The sequence below is a fragment of the Mongoliitalea sp. genome (genome assembly GCF_054166905.1).
Window position 1 is genome coordinate 96,787 of sequence record NZ_JBSZCK010000031.1, and the last position, 20,362, is coordinate 117,148.

At 39.2% G+C, this 20,362-nt stretch carries 15 protein-coding genes; 8 read left to right on the forward strand and 7 right to left on the reverse strand.

What is annotated here, in order from left to right:
- Window position 1: 1 nt before the first annotated feature.
- From ACXIUD_RS11470 to ACXIUD_RS11480, 3 genes are read right to left on the reverse strand one after another with little or no spacing between them, the layout of a single operon-like run.
- On the reverse strand, window positions 2-946 hold the full coding sequence (locus ACXIUD_RS11470) for a Smr/MutS family protein (protein WP_458052780.1): 945 nt from the start codon (window positions 944-946) through the stop codon (window positions 2-4).
- Complete coding sequence (locus ACXIUD_RS11475) at window positions 943-2,244, reverse strand: cryptochrome/photolyase family protein (protein WP_458052781.1); 1,302 nt, start codon at window positions 2,242-2,244, stop codon at window positions 943-945. Before ACXIUD_RS11475 ends, ACXIUD_RS11470 begins: the two co-directional genes overlap by 4 nt.
- An 11-nt stretch (window positions 2,245-2,255) precedes the next feature.
- Entirely contained in the window at window positions 2,256-6,824 is a 4,569-nt protein-coding gene (locus tag ACXIUD_RS11480) for a translocation/assembly module TamB domain-containing protein (protein ID WP_458052782.1), read from the reverse strand.
- Between the two features lie 106 nt (window positions 6,825-6,930).
- Here ACXIUD_RS11480 and tsaD point away from each other — a divergent pair, with 106 nt between their 5' ends.
- The 4 genes from tsaD (at window position 6,931) to ACXIUD_RS11500 (ending at window position 11,182) form a co-directional block, all read left to right on the forward strand.
- Window positions 6,931-7,935 (forward strand): tRNA (adenosine(37)-N6)-threonylcarbamoyltransferase complex transferase subunit TsaD, encoded by a 1,005-nt coding sequence (gene tsaD, locus ACXIUD_RS11485; RefSeq protein WP_458052783.1) that lies wholly within the window; start codon window positions 6,931-6,933, stop codon window positions 7,933-7,935.
- A gap of 192 nt (window positions 7,936-8,127) precedes the next feature.
- A complete protein-coding gene (gene smpB, locus ACXIUD_RS11490; RefSeq protein WP_458052784.1) occupies window positions 8,128-8,595 on the forward strand; it encodes an SsrA-binding protein in 468 nt (155 codons plus the stop codon).
- Window positions 8,596-8,651: 56 nt separating this feature from the next.
- Window positions 8,652-9,164, forward strand: a complete 513-nt coding sequence (locus tag ACXIUD_RS11495) for an HNH endonuclease (protein WP_458052785.1) — start codon at window positions 8,652-8,654, stop codon at window positions 9,162-9,164.
- A 134-nt stretch (window positions 9,165-9,298) separates the two neighbouring features.
- The gene (locus ACXIUD_RS11500; protein ID WP_458052786.1) at window positions 9,299-11,182 is read left to right on the forward strand and encodes an amidophosphoribosyltransferase; all 1,884 of its coding nucleotides are present in this window, start codon (window positions 9,299-9,301) and stop codon (window positions 11,180-11,182) included.
- A gap of 59 nt (window positions 11,183-11,241) precedes the next feature.
- Here the strand turns inward: ACXIUD_RS11500 and ACXIUD_RS11505 are convergent, their stop codons facing one another.
- The 4 genes from ACXIUD_RS11505 to sucD all read right to left on the reverse strand — a co-directional run bounded on the left by ACXIUD_RS11505 (window position 11,242) and on the right by sucD (window position 13,705).
- Window positions 11,242-11,640 (reverse strand): hypothetical protein, encoded by a 399-nt coding sequence (locus ACXIUD_RS11505; RefSeq protein ID WP_458052787.1) that lies wholly within the window; start codon window positions 11,638-11,640, stop codon window positions 11,242-11,244.
- Between the two features lie 79 nt (window positions 11,641-11,719).
- Window positions 11,720-12,259 carry a menaquinone-dependent protoporphyrinogen IX dehydrogenase gene (gene hemG, locus ACXIUD_RS11510; RefSeq protein ID WP_458052788.1) on the reverse strand — a complete coding sequence of 180 codons (540 nt, stop codon included), beginning with the start codon at window positions 12,257-12,259 and terminating at the stop codon, window positions 11,720-11,722.
- A 71-nt stretch (window positions 12,260-12,330) separates the two neighbouring features.
- Window positions 12,331-12,711 (reverse strand): hypothetical protein, encoded by a 381-nt coding sequence (locus tag ACXIUD_RS11515; protein WP_458052789.1) that lies wholly within the window; start codon window positions 12,709-12,711, stop codon window positions 12,331-12,333.
- A gap of 112 nt (window positions 12,712-12,823) precedes the next feature.
- Window positions 12,824-13,705 carry a succinate--CoA ligase subunit alpha gene (gene sucD, locus ACXIUD_RS11520; protein ID WP_458052790.1) on the reverse strand — a complete coding sequence of 294 codons (882 nt, stop codon included), beginning with the start codon at window positions 13,703-13,705 and terminating at the stop codon, window positions 12,824-12,826.
- 131 nt (window positions 13,706-13,836) lie between these two features.
- Between sucD and ACXIUD_RS11525 the strand changes: the two genes are divergently transcribed.
- From ACXIUD_RS11525 to ACXIUD_RS11540, 4 genes are read left to right on the forward strand one after another with little or no spacing between them, the layout of a single operon-like run.
- The gene (locus ACXIUD_RS11525) at window positions 13,837-17,265 is read left to right on the forward strand and encodes an ATP-binding protein (protein WP_458052791.1); all 3,429 of its coding nucleotides are present in this window, start codon (window positions 13,837-13,839) and stop codon (window positions 17,263-17,265) included.
- A gap of 55 nt (window positions 17,266-17,320) precedes the next feature.
- Window positions 17,321-18,499, forward strand: a complete 1,179-nt coding sequence (locus ACXIUD_RS11530; protein ID WP_458052792.1) for an ATP-binding protein — start codon at window positions 17,321-17,323, stop codon at window positions 18,497-18,499.
- A gap of 2 nt (window positions 18,500-18,501) precedes the next feature.
- Entirely contained in the window at window positions 18,502-19,134 is a 633-nt protein-coding gene (locus ACXIUD_RS11535) for an ABC transporter ATP-binding protein (RefSeq protein ID WP_458052793.1), read from the forward strand.
- On the forward strand, window positions 19,131-20,354 hold the full coding sequence (locus ACXIUD_RS11540) for an ABC transporter permease (RefSeq protein ID WP_458052794.1): 1,224 nt from the start codon (window positions 19,131-19,133) through the stop codon (window positions 20,352-20,354). Before ACXIUD_RS11535 ends, ACXIUD_RS11540 begins: the two co-directional genes overlap by 4 nt.
- The last annotated feature ends 8 nt before the right edge of the window (window positions 20,355-20,362 follow it).

Sequence of the window (20,362 nt, forward strand, 5' to 3'; positions counted from 1 at the left end):
CTTATGAAATTCTGACTAAGGTTGCCCCATATCCAAATGGGCTTTTTTGCGCGTCCTTAAAGTACTTAATATTTGGCAATTGGCTTAAATATCTGTGAATTTCTTTTCGAAGGACTCCATTTCCGATTCCATGAATGAAGGAAATCTCATCCATCCCTCCTGCGATTGCATAGTTTAGATTCTTTTCGAATACTTCGAGTTGCAGTTTTAGCATTTCAGAATTACTCATCAGATCGTAGTCTTTCGTGAGTTTTTCAATATGCAAATCCACCTCTTTTGGAGGTCTTGGGAAAGATGGGACTGCTTTAGGTTGAATGGTTTGCAATTCCTGATTCAAAGATTGGATATCTAAAGGTTTTGCCTGTTCGGTGACATTGAAAACATATCCTGTTTTATTCAGGACGGGTGCTACTCCTTTGCTCTTGAAAAAAGCGGATGCTTTAAATTTGTAAGTTTTGGATACTATAGGTTCAGTTTTCTCAATCTTTTTATTGATTGAAATCAACTGAATCATCAAATGTGGCCATTCTTCAAAGTCTCGAATATTTTTTTCGGTGATTTTGTGAGATTTAGTTGGTAGGAGCGTGTCTGCCACAATAGTCTGAGAATTACTGCCAAAAACTTCAGAGATCACTACTAGGTAATTCTTGGAGGAATTATTGGAAATATATACTGCATGCGCTTGGTCATTCAGTGGTATGTAACTTAAAAAGACCCCAGAGTCTTTGCTACTGACTGCTTGCTGCTTTTCAGAAATTACTGGGATATCTGCTTCTTTTTCGCCAAAAAGAATCCTCTCCGATGCCGAAATTACCACCACCTCATTTTTGAGCGCGGGGATTCTGAAACCATCTTCAATTTCAATTTCTACTTTAGAACCTGATATTTTGGTAATTACCCCTTCTTCGTTTCCGTGGAGTAAGCGGACTTTATCGCCTATATTCATGAATTTAATGCCTCTTTGTATGTGCTGATTGCCCGTTCACGTGCAAATTTATGATCTACCATAGGCTTGGGATATGCCGAGGTTCCATATTCAGGCACCCACTTTTTTATGTATTTTAATTCTTTGTCAAATTTCTCTGTTTGGGACTCAGGGTTAAAAACTCTGAAGTATGGTTGGGCATCAGTACCTGTACCAGCAGCCCATTGCCAGCCCCCATTATTGGAAGAGAGTTCGAAATCTAAGAGTTTTTTTGCAAAATATGCTTCTCCCCATCTCCAATCAATCAGTAAATGCTTTGTAAGGAAACTCGCAACAATCATTCTAACACGGTTATGCATGTATCCTGTAGCGTTCAATTCGCGCATACCCGCATCTACAATGGGAAATCCTGTTTTTCCATCACACCATTTTTGAAAATCTTCCTCACTGTTTCGCCAAGGAATTTCATCGTAAGCAGGTTTAAATGCTTTATCCACCACTTGGGGGTTATGATATAAAATCATCATATAAAACTCTCTCCAAATCAATTCATTAAGATAGGTGGCATTCAATTTACTTGCTTCAAGAGCTAATTTTCGCACAGAGATAGTACCAAATCGAAGGTGAATGCCCAACCGAGTGGTTCCATTGATTGCGGGAAAGTTCCTAACTTGATCATATTTTTGGATCAAAGCCTGATTGATTTCCAAAGGGGGGATTTGAATGGGGCTAGCTTGAAATCCCATATCTTCCAAACTAGGGATAGGTAGTGTTGAGGTTTGAAAAAAGGTATTTTTGGAAGGATTTAAGGACACTAATTGCAATGTGGCCTTTTGGAATTTATCCAACCATACCCGGCTATATGGGGTGAATACTTTGTAGAAATCACCGCTCCCATTGACGATTTCCTCTTTCTCGAAAATGACTTGGTCTTTGAAATCCAAGAATTGAATGCCTTTGGTATCCAGCAGTTTTTTGACTTCCAAATCTCTAGTGATGCCATAGGGCTCATAATCCCTATTGGTATAGACATTTACGATATCATATGTCTTCAACAATTCTTTGTAAACCTCAAGAGGCTTACCATATTTGACGAGGATGGAGCTTCCGAATGTGCTCAGCTCCTTAGAAAGTCTGTGGATCTGTTGGTGGATAAAGCTTACACGAGCGTCGGTTTTATCCTCCAAATCGTCTAAGATTTCCCGATCAAAAATAAATAGAGGCAATACATTCTTTTCTTGAGTGTAGGCATGATATAAGCCTCTGTTGTCTTCTAATCTAAGGTCTCTTCTAAACCAGAATATGCTTACTTTTTCCATGATAGCTATTTTCATTGTAGAAGATGATAGCTTCCAAAAATGTTTGCATGATCATCTTCTTTTCTGTAGAAATCTGAACGAAGTGTGTTTTTTATTTCAGATTCCTGAAGTTTTTTCTCTAAGTTTTCCAAGGGAATTTCTGTCCATCCCTCTCTATATTCCTCTCTCAGGAAATCATCAGAATCATTGATCAAATCTAAGGATGATCTTCTATTTCTGATTCTATTGATCAGTTCAGAGAAAGAGTTGAATGAAAGGTTTTGTGACAGAGAAACACCGTAAGTAGCCACGTTTCTAGCAAGGGAAAGTGAGGTGAATGTATTGAAATTATTGCGGTTGTAAATGCGCATACGATAGCGTCCGTCTTCAGTTAGCAAGTATTCAGCTTGCCAGTCTCCGGCGATGCTATTCAAGTCAGCATTTCCCTGAAGATCCGTAAATCCTCCATCCCTTGTCACCCGAAGTCTACCATCCAAGAAGGTATAAGCTACCCGTAATTGGAAAGTTTCCAAAGCGCTTTGATCGAGATTGGCCAAATCAATATCTACTTCTAGATTTTGATCTACCTGAGCGATAAATGAGTTGAGTTGGGAAGAAAGTAATTGGCTCAAGTTGGAGGTGGCAATGTTGGAAACACCAGAGAATTGCCCTTCTGGAGAGAGGGAGCGCATCATGATGACAGAGAACACCTGTCTGTTTTTCTCTTGCTCATCATTGGCAATACGGTTTTGAAATGCCGAGATGTAGGTTTGGATATTACCCTCAGTTGGGAACTGTCCAAAGTCAAAGTTGAAAGTAATCTCCGGAGAAAGTAAATTCCCTTGCAAATCCATCAGGACTCGTAAAGGCCATCTTCTGCGCATTTGCGGATCGTCGATGGTTGCATTGGGATTATTTTGGAGATTTTGAAGGGAGACAGATTCCTGGTAGTAGGCTTTGATATCCATGATTCCCTCAAACGGATCCCCAAACCAAGAGATTCTACCGCCAGGCTGCACGATAAATTCTTTGTTGATGATATTATATAGTGAAAAATTGTAGCGTGCTTCAGTAATTTCATAATTTCCATTCATGGAGAAGTTTCCTTGGGTATCAATATTCAAGGTCAATACTCCACGCCCACGGCCTTGAATACTTTCCCCAGTTCTTGGGTCAATGGATATTTCTGCATAAGCATCCGGGGTAAGGTCCAAAACAAAATTCATCCGGACATTATTAATTGCCAGTTTTTCGATGCTATCTTCAAAAGAAGCAGCCACTCTGCTTGAATCCCGAACATTGATAATGGTGATGAAATCTTCTTGTGCTTGTGTAGATGATGTCCCAAATGGAATAAATATTCTCGTATTGGGCTGTGAGGTGGCTCTTGCTACAATATCCAGGTTATTGGCAGCTCCGAAAATCTCCAAGGTCCCAGTGGCATAGGCAGTTCCATAAAACAGATCATTATCTCGAATACTGGTATTCAAAACTTGGAAGTTTTCAAGATTTGATCGGATATCGAGGATGAAATCTGAAAAATAGTCATGAGAAATTCCACCTCTCATCCGTGCTCGGTTTCCATTGACGTCTTGAATTACAAGCTCCCGAAAGCTGATTTCATTTAAGGTAGAAAGTAAATTCCCGTCAATAGTATAATAGGTATTTAGGTAATTGATGAGCAGTTTTCCCTCATTCACTCTTCCTGTTCCATTAATTACAGGAAAGTTCAAAGAGCCTTCAATACTGAAGTCCCCGGTGACTGTACCGTCAATTTGAGTTATATAGTCTGACAGAAAGGGCTCTATGATTGAAAGATTTGCATCTTTTAAACTCGCATTCAATCCTATGTTTTGATTTTCCTCATTGTTTCCTAGGTATCCCTTGATCTCTATTACTTTTTGACCGTTTCGGATATTTTCAATCTCTAAATTGATATTGTTCTCCGCGGAATAGGTGGAAGCCAAGATATCACCTATCAAGAAATTATTGATAAGCATCTCATCTATTCGGAGCTCACCCACTACAAGTAAGGATTGATAAAAATTACTCAGTGCAAACTGCCCATTGGCAATGCCTTGGAAGTCTTTTGTGCTCAAGGTATTGAAAAAATCCAGATTCAATTGATTAATATCGAGACCTAAAACAGCCTCAGGGTTGGATGCAGAAATTTGTCCAGCCAAGGAAATGAACTGTGCTTGATTAAAGAGTTTTAGGTTATCTACTAAGATATTGTTTCCAGTAATGAAAATCTGATTATTAGGGTCAAATCTCCAGATTTTATCTAAAATTTTTAATTCGGATGGGGAAAATACAATCTCTGTGTGGTCAGGGAAGATGGTGATTTCATTCTCGATTCGGATGTAACTTCCAGACTGCAATTGATCTTGGCTGTAGGATAGATCCACCTGATTTTCATCCCAAATAGCCTCTATAGCTAAGTTGTCAAAGGTTAATCCTGATCGTAGCTGTTGGGTTTTGGAATAAATATAAAAGGATGCCAAGACATCCGAAGAATTTACCAATTTGGAAGTATTGAAGTCTAGATTATTGTTGAAAAAGAAATTTTCCTGATAGTAAATGGAATCAATACTGGAGAAGAAATTCAGGATGGTATTGTCAGGAGTTTGATAGAATGCCCCTTCAATCAAGGTGTTTTTAGAAATCGATATTCTGGGTTCTAATAAGTTGATGATTGGATTGATATCAATGAAGTTAAGGTTGATATCAATGTTGTAAGGATCTATTTCCTTTTTGTCTTGAAACACAATTTTATCGGTAGCATTGCTCAGGATAGCCCAATACTCCGAGCTCAGATCCTGCACATCTTCGATGAGTTGTTCCACCTTAAAGTTACCATTGATACTGGCGACCAATAAATCGGAATTAAGGGATATTAATCGGGAGGATTCTGTAAAAAGGGACTGGAAAAAGAAATTGTCGATATAGAGGTTTCTCCCTTCATAGCTGAGGTTTACATTTTTGAATCGGGCAATTCCTTCAATGTCGTCCAAGGTAATACCCTTGGTGTCCATTTCTATTTCTCCACTGATAAAAGTCTCCTTATCCACAAAATTTAACTCTTTCAGATAGGCAGTATCTATTTTTACTTGAAGTTGTATAGAGTCTTTTTGTTGTCGCAAATCTAGAACTCCATCAAAAGAGGCCTTAAGATTAGGATCGTTTACTTTGAGAGTTCCTTTGAAAAGGTCACGTCCATACGTCGCGGCGGTTTGAATATTGACGTAGTTATATCCATTGATTCCGGCATTGCGGATGTTGGCATCTACTTCCAATAGTGCATTGGCAAGTGTTAGCCCTCTTCCCCTGATATTTCCTGTGAGATTTACTTTTTGAAACCGTTCCCTATCTTCCAAGAGAATTCCCATATCTAGGTTTCTAAGTTCCACACGTCCATTATAGGTGGGTTCATTGTTTACTTTTCTAAAGTTCAAGCGGCCGATAAGTGTTCCTATTGCTGTTCGGAAATTTCCGTTAGCTGTGAAAAAGTCCAAATAGCCTGAAAAATCAGTGTCAAATCTGATATCCCGAAATTTATTTAACTCTTGTCTTCCTTCCTCGCTGATATAGGGTGCAAGATCTGCGCTGTTCAGGATAGAGTTCATCAGGGACATTTTAAAAAATGTTTGGTCTAGGTAAGGCAGTCCATCAATGTCAAACTTACCAAATAGGGCGCTTCGTTGGCCAAATCTAATCAGAAGTTGTTCGGAGAATAATTTTTCTACCGTACCTCCAATTTCTCCACTTAAGGTAATTTTATCGTCAATTTCGGGTAAGGTAGGAGCAAAGACTCTCAAGTCCCGCAAGTGCAAAATGCTTTCATCCAAACGTGCCGTTAATTGAACTTTTTTAGTGAAATCTGAAAGGTCCTGCAAGGATTCATAGTCAAACCGCAAGTACTCCTTAATTTCTGTTTGGTTGGAGCGAAAGTAGAGGTGTTCAAACTCCATAAAGGTAGGAGTGTACGTGAAAATGGTTCTCAATTGCTGAAACTCCAAGCCTGAGTTGGTCTCTAAACCTCGGAGGTAATTCAGTTGAAATCCAATTTCAGGTCCTTTGCTGTAAAAATTGTCTGCATCAGCTGTCAAACTGCGGAAGTTGAGGTTATTGTAATCAAATCCGCTTGTTACGGGTGTAGCACCATAGTTTAGAATATCAAGGGATGTTTGCTTGAAATTGATATTTTCTATACTAAAGCGAATAGGTTCTTGCTTAGGGTCTCGTGGAGCACCTGGGAACAGATTGTTTATTCTTGCGATGAATTCAACAATGTTCAGGTAGGACTCCTCGGGGTGAAAAAGTAGACGCACATTTCCCTCCTGCATTTTTATTTGGTCTACAGCAGGATTTTTGCGATCTAAAAGTCCTTTGACCGAAAAGTCAACATATACTTCCCGGAGATCAATCATCAAGCTGTCGTGATGGTCAAGTACCCGCACCTCCTCCAAACTTACTGCATCCCACCAACGGATTTTTACCCTGTCAATGCTGGTTTCAAATCCTGTTTTTTCACTCAAGTAATTGGTGAGTACCGTTGAAATTCTTGTTTGTACAGCGGGAATTTGTAAAAGTCCAGCCATGAGAATTAACAGTAATACAAAAAAGACCATTAGCCTTGTCAGTAGCTTCAAGGCTTTCCATAAAAATTCCGTAACTTTCGGCTTCTTTTCCAAGGGTCAATCTCAAATGAAAATAACTATTCTCGCCATCGAATCATCCTGTGATGAAACGTCCGCAGCTATTATTTCTGATGGCAAAGTACTTAATAATATAATCGCAACGCAATCTGTCCATGAAAAATATGGTGGGGTTGTTCCTGAGTTGGCTTCCCGTGCTCATCAGCAGCACTTGATTCCAGTCATTCATGAAGCTATAGAGTCTTCGGGTATAGCCAAAGAAGAGTTATCTGCTGTGGCTTTCACCAGAGGTCCTGGACTGATGGGGTCTCTGATGGTAGGAGTCTCATTTGCCAAAGCAATGGCTTTTGCTTTAAATATTCCTTTGATTGACATCAATCACATGCAAGCGCATATTTTGGCTCATTTTATCGAAGATCCCAAGCCAAAATTCCCATTTATTTGTTTGACGGTCAGTGGTGGGCATACCCAATTGGTCTTAGTGAGAGACTACTTGGATATGGAGGTCATTGGAGAGACTACAGATGATGCAGTAGGGGAGGCTTTCGATAAGACAGCCAAACTTATGGGACTACCCTATCCAGGAGGTCCTTTGATCGATAAATACGCCAAAGAAGGTAATTCGAGAGCTTTTGAATTTCCTGTATCTGATATGCCTGGATTGAATTTTTCTTTTTCAGGTATTAAAACTGCGGTGCTTTACTTTCTCAGAGATCGGTTAAAAGAAAATCCGCAGTTTATAGAAGAAAACTTGGCAGATATAGCCGCATCAGTCCAATATACCTTAATCAAAATGCTGATGCAAAAACTAAAAAAAGCGGCTAATCAGTATAAAATCAGGGAAATTGCCATAGCAGGTGGTGTTTCTGCCAACAGTGGTTTACGAAATGAATTAGAATTCTTAGCTCAAAAGCATCATTGGAAAGTTTATGTGCCAAAATTCGAATACTGCACCGATAATGCGGCTATGATTGCGATGGCAGCACATTACAAATATCTTAAAGGAGAGTTTGTGGGGTTAGATGTAGTGCCCGAGGCTAGGATGAAGATTTGATAGATGCGGGAAGCGAGAGACGAGATACTAGAAGTTAGACACAAGACACAAGAGTCAAGACACAAGAATCGAGATATATCCTGGGTTTTAATCCAGTTGTAAAATCGATAGTTTAAGGTTTCAAGCCCATGGGAAGGATTCAAAAAATGAATAGCCCTGAGTTTTAACTCAGGGAATAGATAATAAGAACAGATGACAACAAAGAAAAATAGATTCGAGAAGATCATCAATATCAAAAATAAGAAAGCCAGTTTTGAGTTTGAATTTATTGATAAATATGTGGCAGGCATTCAGTTGAAGGGGACAGAGATCAAATCCATCCGTGAAGGTAAGGTGTCTCTGACAGAAGCTTATTGTTATTTTAGAAGAGGCGAGTTGTTTATCAAGCAAATGCACATTGCCCCGTATTCCATGGCAGCAAGCTACAACCACGATGCGGTACGCGAACGCAAACTTTTACTCAATAAACAGGAATTGGATAAAATTGAAGGTAAATTTTCGGAAAAAGGCTTGTCTATTATTCCCATTCGAATCTTTATCAATGACAAAGGACTTGCAAAGATGGAAATCGCCTTGGCAAGAGGTAAAAAAATACATGACAAACGCGAGTCTATCAAGGCAAAAGACACCAAACGAGAGCTAGAAAGAATGAAGTTTTAAAAACATTCCGTTTGAACAACAGGTTTTTCCACACAAAGATTTTATATTAGTGGGTAATGGAAAAACGAGTTTTGGTGTTGAATTTAGATCATAGTCCCGTGGGCGTAGTCACGGTGCAGAAAGCACTTGTTCTTTCATTTTTGGATAAGGTGACTACATTAAGCCATTTTGATAAATTATCGATCCGTACTGTCAGCCAAGAATTTAAATATCCTGCTGTCATTCGCTTGAATGAATACAAAAACATTCCATTTAAAAGTGTTCTGTTGAATAGGAATAATTTATTCAAAAGAGATGGAAACGAGTGTCAATATTGTGGATCCACCAAAAACCTGACTATTGACCATATCATCCCTAAATCAAAAGGAGGAAAAACAAGTTGGACGAACTTGATTACAGCCTGCAATCGCTGTAATGTCTACAAAGGAGATAAATCACCTGAACAATCCGGTTTGAAATTGCGTTCTCAGCCATTTAAACCAAACTTGAGCTTTTATTTAGCAGAATATGCCATGCGTAATGCGGAAGAGTGGATGCCTTTTTTGGATGTCAAGGTGGTCAAGGTGTAAATTGTCGTATGAATAGGGTTTATGTAGATTCCACTTGTTTAGCGAAATAAATGTGAAATCAATTTTTTAAAGCTTCTATAAACTTCTAAAAAAGAGCTACCTTTGCACTTTCCAGGATATTTCGCCCAAATCAAATGAGTGATCAAATCAAGCATGAGTGTGGTATTGCCATGATTCGATTGAGGAAAGACCCTCAATATTACCTAGATAAGTACGGTTCGCCCCTTTTTATCCCCAACAAATTATACGTGTTGATGCAAAAGCAAATCAACCGGGGACAGGATGGTGCAGGTGTGGCCAATATCAAAATCAACACTTCTCCAGGGACGCGCTACATCAGTCGCTACCGTTCGATCGAGCCTCAAGCAGTCAACGATATCTTCGAAAAAATCCAAAAGAAGTATAAAAAAGCGAAAAAGCAGGCAGGGGAGAAAGGCATCTTGGATGCAGCGTGGTTGAAGGAAAATATTGCTTTTACAGGAGAAGTTTGGTTAGGGCATCTTCGCTACGGAACTCACGGTGAAAACAGCATAGAAACATGCCATCCATTTTTGAAGCAAAATAACTGGAGAAGTAGAAACTTAGTCATGGCTGGAAATTTCAACATGACCAATGTAGAGGAACTTTTTGGGAAGTTGGTAGAATTGGGACAGCACCCTAAGGAAAAAACCGATACCGTGACAGTCATGGAAAAAATCGGACACTTTTTGGATGAGGAAAACCAACGGATTTTTGACAAATACAAACACGAATATACCAACGAGCAGCTGACGCATATTATTGAAAATGAATTGGATGTAGCTAGAATTCTTCGCAGGTCTTGTAGGGATTTTGATGGGGGATATGCCATGGCCGGATTGATAGGTAATGGCAGTAGCTTTGTGGTGCGTGATCCTTCGGGTATTCGTCCAGCCTATTACTTTGCTGATGAAGAGTTTGTGGTTGTTGCTTCTGAAAAGCCAGCGATCAAGTCAGCATTTAATGTTGCTTACAATGAAATTAAAGAAATTCAGCCAGGGCATGCTTTGGTAATCAATAAAGATGGGTCATTTGGGGAGCATGAGATTTTGCCTGCCCGTGAGCGTAAGTCTTGTAGTTTTGAGCGTATCTATTTCTCCCGAGGAACAGATCCGGATATTTACCGTGAGCGGAAGCTGTTAGGCAAAGCCTTGATCCCACAGGTGTTGAAAGCCATTGATTTTGATTTGAAAAACACCGTGTTTTCTTACATTCCTAATACAGCTGAAACAGCTTTTTTGGGTATGATAGAAGGCTTGGAGGATTATTTGGCCGCCAAACGGAAAGAAATTTTATTGGAAGGGAAACCTCATCTGGAGGATTTGGAAGAATTGTTGAATTTTCGCCCACGCGTGGAGAAGTTGGTCAGCAAGGATGTGAAGTTGAGAACCTTCATCACCAATGATTCAGATCGGGATGCGATGGTGGCAAACGTATATGATACAACCTATGAGGTCGTAAGGGCCGGGATTGATACCTTGGTGGTCATAGATGATTCTATTGTGCGAGGTACAACACTTGAAAAAAGTATCCTGACTACCTTGGATAAATTAAATCCTAAGCGAATTGTAATCGTTTCATCTGCTCCACAGATTAGGTATCCTGACTGCTATGGGATTGATATGTCCAAAATGAAAGATTTCATTGCTTTCAGAGCGGCAGTTGCCTTGTTGAAAGAGCGTGGAATGGAGGACATAATGGATCGGGTGTACGATAAGTGTGCTTCGCATCAAAATACCGACGAAAACTTTGTGAAGGAGATTTATGAATCATTTAGCGACCAGGAAATCTCCGATAAAATAGCCGAAATTATCACAACTTCTGAAATCCGTGCCGAGGTTAAGGTTTTGTATCAGACCGTCGAAAGCTTGAATAAATGTATCCCTGACCATTTGGGCGATTGGTACTTTACAGGTGACTTCCCTACTTCCGGTGGTATGCGAGTCGTTAACCGTGCTTTTGTCAACTATATGGAAGGAAAAGTGGTTCGAGCCTATTAAGTACACTACCACGTATGAATTATGGCCTTTCTTCTATTATCTAATTGGAAGAAAGGCTTTTATTTTGGAAATACTTCAGAAATGTATTGTTGCAAAGTCTCGTGACTGAAGCTTCCATTAACATGCCTAGATTTCATATTTTGCAGCTTGATATCTAGGTGATAAATCCCAAGCCTGTTTTTTACTTTTATTGATTTGATTTGGGAAAATGGAATTTCAGGAGCAATTGAGCGGAAAAAATAGGCAATTATCAATCCTCCATTTATAATGCATATTCCAACTCCAAACCAAAACCAACCTTCACCTTGAAAAGAACTGTATATTTGAGAGATGCCAACTAAGAAGCCGGTAAAACCAATAAACATCTGAGAGATTTTTTCTTTCTTTGCATTATCCTCAATCAAAATTCTATCAGATTCAAAGACTATTTTACCATGTTCTGTATAAAAAGTCCGCATAAGTTTTTTAAAGATAGTGTATCAAACTAAATTATAAAAAGTATCCAAAACCGCAAACTATCCTGTTGAAATTAATCACTTATTTCAGTTGATGCCACTTTTTCGCAAAATCCTCTACTGCTGACCAATCGGTGTATTCGATAACAGTATTGGGATCTGTAGGGCCTTTGGTTAGTTTCATGATCATTCGGATAAGTAAGCGGTCCCAGAAATTATACATTGGGTAATTTAATTTACCCGCAAAAACAGCCGTAATCGAGGGTTTCCAAGGGATGGATTGAAGAAACTTGAACACATAAGGATTGGTGTTGAAGCTTGCCTTTTCTTGTTTCCGTGCCACCAAATTCACGGAAATAAAAGCAGAAGTCTTGGAATTAAGCAAATCATAGTTATGGTGGATGATATCAGTAATTTCCTTATGGTGTTTACCATATCGGATGCTTGATGCTAAAATGATTTTATCTGCTTGTTGAAGGAGAAATTCCGGCTGATCTAAGTTAGTCGAAGATATAATCACGGTTGATTCTCCCAAATCCTTTAAGATGTCATGTATACGGTCGCAGATTTTCTTGGTTTGTCCGTCGACAGATGAATAGATAATGCAAGTTGAAGTCCGCATGCTTTTACCTTTTTTTTAACATTGACATCATCGTAAACAAAATGGGCAGTATCATTAAGTGAACTCCCGTATCATTTATTCCATTTTGGCATTTGACCGGTGAATGAACTAAAATCCTCCAGCATTTCTTCGGCCTGTTTTTTAGGATTATCTCTATTGTCAGTCACATACCAATAGATGTCCACTGCGTCCGCTCTATCTTTGGTTAGTTGAGTCTTTAATGCTTTGCTTCTAGATTCTTTGGTGTAATGTAGCCCATTGACAATTTCATCGTAAAGTCCATTGTATTTGGTATAACCAATATAGACTAGATTAACAGATCCATTTCGCAATTCGATTATTTTAAATACGCCTTCTTTGTCCTTGGGAGCATTGCATTCAATTTCTAGCTTTTGGTTTGCTTGAAAAAAGAAATGGTCGTTTTCTTTGAAATTAGCAGGTTCTTGAAACATGATGGATGTATTGGGTATTTGTGAATTTTTTTAGTAAGAAAAAACCCGAAGACATTCCTCGGGTTTTATATAATTCTTTCAGGGAGATTCCTTGAGGATATTAGCTACGCAATTAAGCTTCTACTCCTAAGACCTTTGCCATAACAGCACCGATCTCAGCTGGAGATTCTGCTACATGAATTCCGTTTTCAGCCATGATACGCATCTTTGCAGCCGCAGTATCGTCTGCTCCACCGATGATTGCACCGGCATGGCCCATTCTACGTCCTGGAGGCGCGGTCTGTCCAGCGATAAATCCTACTACTGGTTTTTTGTTACCATTTTCACGGATCCATTTCGCAGCTTCCGCTTCGTAGTTACCGCCAATCTCACCGATCATTACGATAGCATCTGTTTCAGGATCTTCCATTAATAGCTGTACAGCATCTTTGGTAGATGTACCAATGATAGGGTCACCACCGATACCGATTGCTGTTGACACACCCAATCCAGCCTTTGCGATTTGGTCAGCAGCTTCGTAAGTCAACGTTCCAGATTTGGAAACGATTCCTACTCTTCCTTGCTTGAACACAAAACCTGGCATGATACCCACTTTCGCTTCTCCAGGAGTGATTACGCCTGGACAGTTAGGTCCGATAAGAGTAGCCCCTCTTTCTTTGATGTAAGGTTTTGCTTTCATCATGTCAGCCACAGGAATACCTTCAGTGATGGCAATGATAACTTTGATACCTGCCTCAGCTGCTTCCATGATGGCATCCGCTGCAAAAGCCGGTGGAACAAAAATGATGGAAGTGTCTGCTCCTGTTTTTTGAACAGCCTCTTCTACAGAATTAAACACAGGTTTTTCCAAGTGGGTAGTCCCACCTTTACCTGGAGTAACGCCACCTACTAAGTTGGTGCCATATTCTATCATTTGCTGTGCGTGAAAAGAACCTTCCGAACCGGTAAAGCCTTGCACGATCACTTTTGAATTCTTGTTGACTAAAACACTCATCTACGGTTAATTTTTAGTTTGCCACAAAATTAAAAGAATACCGCCTACTGCAAAAAGAAATGATAAACATTATCTATTTAATTTCCACTTCCCATAACTTTTTCTAATTTAGTCGGTAATCCAGGCTAACCATGCGGTTTTATTTTCTATTTTCTTGCTTTATTTTCTGGGGTCTTGGGCTCTATGCACAGTCATTTACCTTTAATCAGCAGATTAGAGGGGTAGATTTGCCATCCGAAACCATCCGAGGTTTGCTACAAGACACCAAAGGAAGAATGTGGTTCAACACCTCAATGGGAGTTCATTATTCGGATGGTTTTACAACTTTTCCGATTCCTACCCCTGTTCAATCAGTCCTGAGCAATGATGTGGGAATGTTTTTGGATCGAGATGGTTGGATTTGGCTGTTTAACCATAACAAGTCAGCAAAAGTATTTTTTTATGATCAACTGAATTGGAGGGAGTTAGAGTTGCCATCAGATATTGTTGCCCAATCCAGTGAATTGTACAAACGTTTAGTAGTTTTTGGACAGGGCAAAGAAAAAAAGCTTGTTTTTCTGGACGAAGAAAAGTTATACATTCAAGAAAGAAGAGAAGCTAAGTGGTTATCTTACGATCTGCCGCTCCGGGAGGTAGGCATGTATTTCACTTTTTTCGAAGAGTCAGAGGAAATGTTGTTGTTTTTTGAAAATAGCATCGTTTCAATAAAAGATGGAGCTCCTGTCTTTTATGAAATACAAAATCCCTTTGAAAATGGTCGGATTTACCATGTTGCTAAGGATAATGAAACCTATTTTTTTCTCGGCAGGAATTTTTTGGCTAAAGGGAAAGCCTTAAATAAAGTAGATGAGATACTAACAGACGGGTTTGAAGAGCCAAAGTATACGCATATAGATTTTTCGTATTTACAGGTTCATAACAGGAAGGTTTACTTTTTTTTTAACTCCCAATTGATGCAATATAATCCTGTATCAGGCCAAAGATTAAAAATTGAGGCAATCCAGAATTTACGTTCTTATAGTTTATCATCAGCAATGGTGGATAGAGAAGGAATCATTTGGATTGCATCCACAAGAGGGCTTGTTAATGTCTCTTCATTAATGTTTCTCAATTACAATAGGAGGGAGTTTATTGATGATGAAATTACGGCTATACATGTTCTGGATGACGATCAATACCTTCTTGGATTTAATAATGGTCTGCAACTTTGGGAAGGAAATCAAGTCCACACCATTCAACATTTTCCCGATTTATTCAGTCAACCGAAAACCCGAATCACTAATATTACTTCGGATAGGTTAGGTCAAGTGTGGATTTCAGGTAATCAGCAAGGAGTGGGGAAGTTTACTATAAAAAATAAAACTGTACAGTTTTTCAACACACCTTCCAAAGAAGAAATCATTGGAGTATTTCCAATTGGAGATTCTCTTTACATCAGTGCTAAAAACAAAGTTTTTTTGACAGGTATTCAAGATCCAATAAATGAGTTGTTTAAGTACGATTTAACAGAAAACTGGAGAGATATCAGTCGATTAAAAGAGTTTTATGTACGTAAAATCGGAAAGCTATCAGATGACCGCTTGATGGTGTTGCTAGGCGGTAATCTTTATACGGATGACTCTATTCGAATCACACCTCATCACCTGTTTATTGTAGGGTTTGATTATTTGGAATTAGATAATGAGATTCTTATCGGTACAGAAAAGGGGCTTAAAGTATTCAGCAATGGAGAATTGAATGATTACGAGCGTATGGGGCAAACAATCTCAAGGCCAGTATATGCGTTGCGCCGCGATGATAAAGGAAGGGTTTGGGCAGGTACTGATAAGGGGTTATTCTTGATTGATGACGAGATAATTAAAAATTTCACCGAAAAAAGTGGAGTGGCTGGTTCAGAGATCAATAGGGGAGCTTTACAAAAATCGCCGAATGGCCAACTGCTGATAGGTACTCATAAAGGCTTGACCTTGTATAATCCTGCCGAGGAAATAATCAACTTACCTCCCCCCTATATCGAAATCACTTCGCTTGCGGTACTGAACTCGGATGAAGATAATCAAGAGATCCTGCAAGTGTCTTCTACGACCAATTTTATAGAGGTGAAATATTTGGCCCCATCATTTTTACAAAGCTTGGATTACATTGTGTATTACTACTTGGAAGGTTTTCATGACGACTGGATTCAGATAATCAATCCTAGAACAAATTCCATTACATTCAGTAATCTTCCGCCGGGTAATTACCGCTTTCATATGAAAGTCAGTTTGGGCAATCAAATAGAAACACCCGTGGTTTCTTCCAATCAGTTTGAGATACTCAAGCCAGTTTATCTTCGCTTATGGTTTATTTTGACAGTTTTGCTTATTTTCTTTTTAATTGGGTATCTGGTGAGTACGCTAATGACTCAGCTTAAGGAAAAAGGTATTTTAAAACAGGCCATTGACGAAAAAATTTATGAAGCTTCTGTGACAGAAGATCAATTTAAAAATGTGTGGCTGAGCTCCAAAGATGGGCTTTCCTTGAGTACAGAAGATGGAAAAATCATTGCAGTAAACCCAGCTTTATCCAAAATGGTAGGTATACCAGAAAAAGTTTTGGAAGAAATCCATTTGTGGGATGTGTTTTCAGATCCAAATTTCTACGAAGAAAAGCGTAAAGAAATTGAGAGCTTAATTATTAAACAGGGCTCTACAACCTTTAATATGGAGATTGCTATGCCTTTTAATACAGGCTTGAAAGTGATTGACTATTTTTCAACGGAATTGAAATCCGAGTTTAATGGTAAGAAGGTTTTTCTTTCAGTCTTTACCGATATCACAGAGCAACATGAGCAAGAACAAAGACTACAGGCGGCTAAGGAAAAGGCTGAAGAAGCTAATCGCTTAAAAACTAGTTTCCTTTCCAATATGAGCCATGAAATCAGAACTCCACTCAATGGTATTTTGGGCACAGCAGAGCATATCATGCTCCAACGTCCGGATGAAAAAGAATTGGTGGATCAATTGGAAATCATCTTAGAGTCTGGAGAACGACTTCTTCATACAATCAACAGTATTTTGGACCTTTCCAAAATTGAGGCAAACAAGATGGAAGTGAAGTATCAGAAAACAAATATCAATGATTTTGTTGCGAAAGTACTGATGCCACTCAAAGCTATAGCAGTTAAAAAGGGGGTTTTGTTAACGGCTAACTATGAACAACAGCCTTTTGTTGGGATGATTGATCAACGGTATGTTGAGATGATTCTAAATAATTTAGTCGGAAATGCTATCAAATATTCTAATAATGGTCTAATTACTGTTAAGGTTTCAAAACAAGATATGTTCTTGGTCTTACGTGTTGAAGATCAAGGGATTGGTATGAGTGAGGAATATATGAAACGGATGTTTCAACCCTTTGAACAAGAAAGTGACGGTTACCTAAGGCAGTACGAAGGCACCGGTTTGGGATTGACTATAACCAAGAGTTTGATTACACTGATGGGAGGAAGTATTGAGTTTGAAAGTAAAAAAGGAGAAGGTACCCGGGTGCAAGTCAGTATTCCTTTAGATAAAGACTAGTGTTTTTTAATATCATCAAAACTTGTAATTTGCACATCTCAATTTGAACAACGCTATGTTTCCTTTAAAAATACTAATTGTTGAGGATGATCATGTATCTGCATTACTCCTCAAAAAGGCTTTGGAAAAAAATAACCATCAAATCATCGCCATTTCGGAGACGGGGGAGTATGCGTTGGATATTTTGGAAAATAATCAAGCGGATATTGTCATGATGGATATCAACTTGGCGGGAGAATTAGACGGTATTCGTACCACAGAGATTATCAATGATAAATACGATATTCCCGTAGTGTATCTCAGTGCGAGTTCTGATGCAGATACGCTCAACAAGGTGGTAGGTACGAATCCTTCCGCTTATGTTATTAAACCATTCAATATCCGTGAACTCAACATGGTGATTGAATTGGCTATTTTTAAAGACCGCAAAGAAAAAGAACTCCAAAAACTAAATAACGAGTTGGAAGAGAAGGTTCGCCAGCGTACCAAAGATCTGGCTGAAGCCAATAAAGAATTGACGAGAGCCTTAGAAAAGGAACGAGAAATCGGTGAGTTGAAATCCCGTATAGTATTGAATGTATCGCATGGTTTTAAAACACCCCTTACTTCAATTTTGAGTTCTGCCCAGCTTTTGCAGAAGTATGCGGAAAAGGAACATCCCTTTAAGGCGAAAATTACAAAGCATGCGGACAAGATTGAAAACTCCGTTAGGAATCTCAATAGCTTACTAACATCTGTATTGTTTTTTGGAAAGGCAGATGCCAACAAAATTGATTATAAGCCACAAAAGATGTTTTTGGCGGCTTTATTGAATGAGGTAGTAGATGTCGTCAAAGCGGGGGCGGAGCATGATGTGAAGTTAGTTACGAATTTCACCAAGCTTCCAAAGACCATTACTTCTGACCCGGACTTATTGTATCAGATTTTTGAAAATCTCCTTTCCAACGCAATAAAATACTCCAAAGATGGTAAAACTGTGGAGTTTAATGTTTGGCAAGAAGATGATTGTTTGAAGGCAGAAGTGAAAGATCAAGGAATTGGTATCCCTGAAAGTGAACATAGTCAGCTATTCGACCGTTTCTTTAGAGCAAAAAACGTTGGGATCATCGAAGGATCTGGGCTTGGGCTGTCCATCGTCAAAAAATGCGTGGAGGTTTTGCATGGCGATATTACTTTTGTCAGCAAAACTAACCAAGGTACAACCTTCCTCGTGACCTTGCCATTAAAACGATAAGCATGTTAAACTTACAGAATGTAGCATTCAAGTACGACACATCACAACCATTTGACATACCCGATATTCACCTCGATGCAGGTGGTGAATTACTGATTCTGGGCAAATCTGGAAGTGGAAAAACAACCATCCTTAACATTATTGCAGGCTTGCTTCAGCCTCACAAAGGTACCGTTACAGTCAATGGTGTTGATTTATATTCGCTTTCAGGATCCAAATTAGATAAGTTTAGAGGAAGTAACATTGGGATAATTTTTCAAAAACCGCATATTCTCTCGGCACTTTCCGTAGAAGAAAACCTAAAAATCGCCAACTATTTTGCTTCCAGTAAAGGAGATCAAAATGAGAAAATTTTAAAAGACCTTGGGATTTGGGAGAAAAGAAAACAGCGTGTGCAAACGTTGAGTGAAGGTGAAGCACAGCGAGTATCTATTGCCCGTGCTTTGGCCAATCAACCACAGTTGATTTTGGCAGATGAGCCTACAGCAAGCTTGGATGATGAAAATGCTGAGAAGGTTATCAAACTATTACAACATCAGGCTTCACAGTTCAAAGCTGCCTTGGTGATTGTTACCCATGACCAACGCGTCAAAAATCACATTGCTAATCAATTGACAGTAGGAGGTGCTCGATGAATTTATTGAAATTAAGTTGGAAATACCTGATAGCAAAGCCACTGAGCACTACTCTCAATATTTTATTGTTAGCTTTAGGCTTAGCGATTATTACGGTCTTAATATTGGTTCAGGATCAATTTGAGAAGAAAATGACCAAGGATGCTGAGGGAGTTGATTTGGTGGTTGGTGCAAAAGGAAGCCCCTTACAATTGATTCTTTCCAGTGTGTATCATATTGACTTCCCTACCGGAAATATCGATATGGCGGAAGCAAAGTCGATTGCTAACAATCGATTGGTGAAAAATACTATTCCTCTAGGCATGGGCGATAATTATTCAGGCTATAGAATCGTAGGCACCAATTATGATTACCTCGATTTATACAATGCCGAAGTTGGAGAGGGGGTGCTTTGGGAAATTCCATTCGAAGTTGTTTTGGGTGCAGAGGTAGCCCAAAAGCTCAATTTAAAAGTTGGAGATAACTTTATAGGCTCTCATGGGATCGGAGCATCAAGCCATGCACATGATGAGCATCCTTACACGATTACTGGTATACTCAAGCCTATGGGTAATGTGCTGGATAAGCTTATACTAACGAGTATGGAATCCGTGTGGTATACCCATGATGAAGATCATGACCATGATAAGTTCACCCAAGCAGTAGCTAAAAGAGGGTTTCCTGAAACTGATGAAGATCGAGAAATCACTTCTATGCTCGTACAATACAGAAATCCCATGGCTGCGGTTCAATTACCGCGGTTTATTAACAGCAGAAGCTCATTACAGGCTGCTTCTCCTGCTTTTGAGGTTTCTAGGTTGTTTGAACTTTTAGGTTTTGGAGTCAAATTGATTCAGGGCTTGGCAATCATTATCATTGTGATAGCAGGCCTTGGTATTTTCATTGCTTTATTTAATTCTCTGAAAGAGCGAAAGTATGATTTGGCAGTCATGAGAACCTTGGGAGCTTCCAGTGGCCAACTCTTCATTCATATTGTCTTGGAAGGCGTTATCCTAACATTTTTAGGAGCGGTTACGGGTATATTGATAGGGCATGGTTTTTTGTTTGCATTGGTTGCACAAAATGATCAGGGTGCTTTAAGTACCCTAAGTGCTATGGTGTTTTTGCCGGAAGAGTTATGGATTATTGTTTATGCCCTTGTGGTGGGTGTTTTAGCCTCTCTTATTCCTGCATGGAACGCTTATCAAACAGATATTGCCAAACAGCTTACCAAGTCTTAACTTGCATC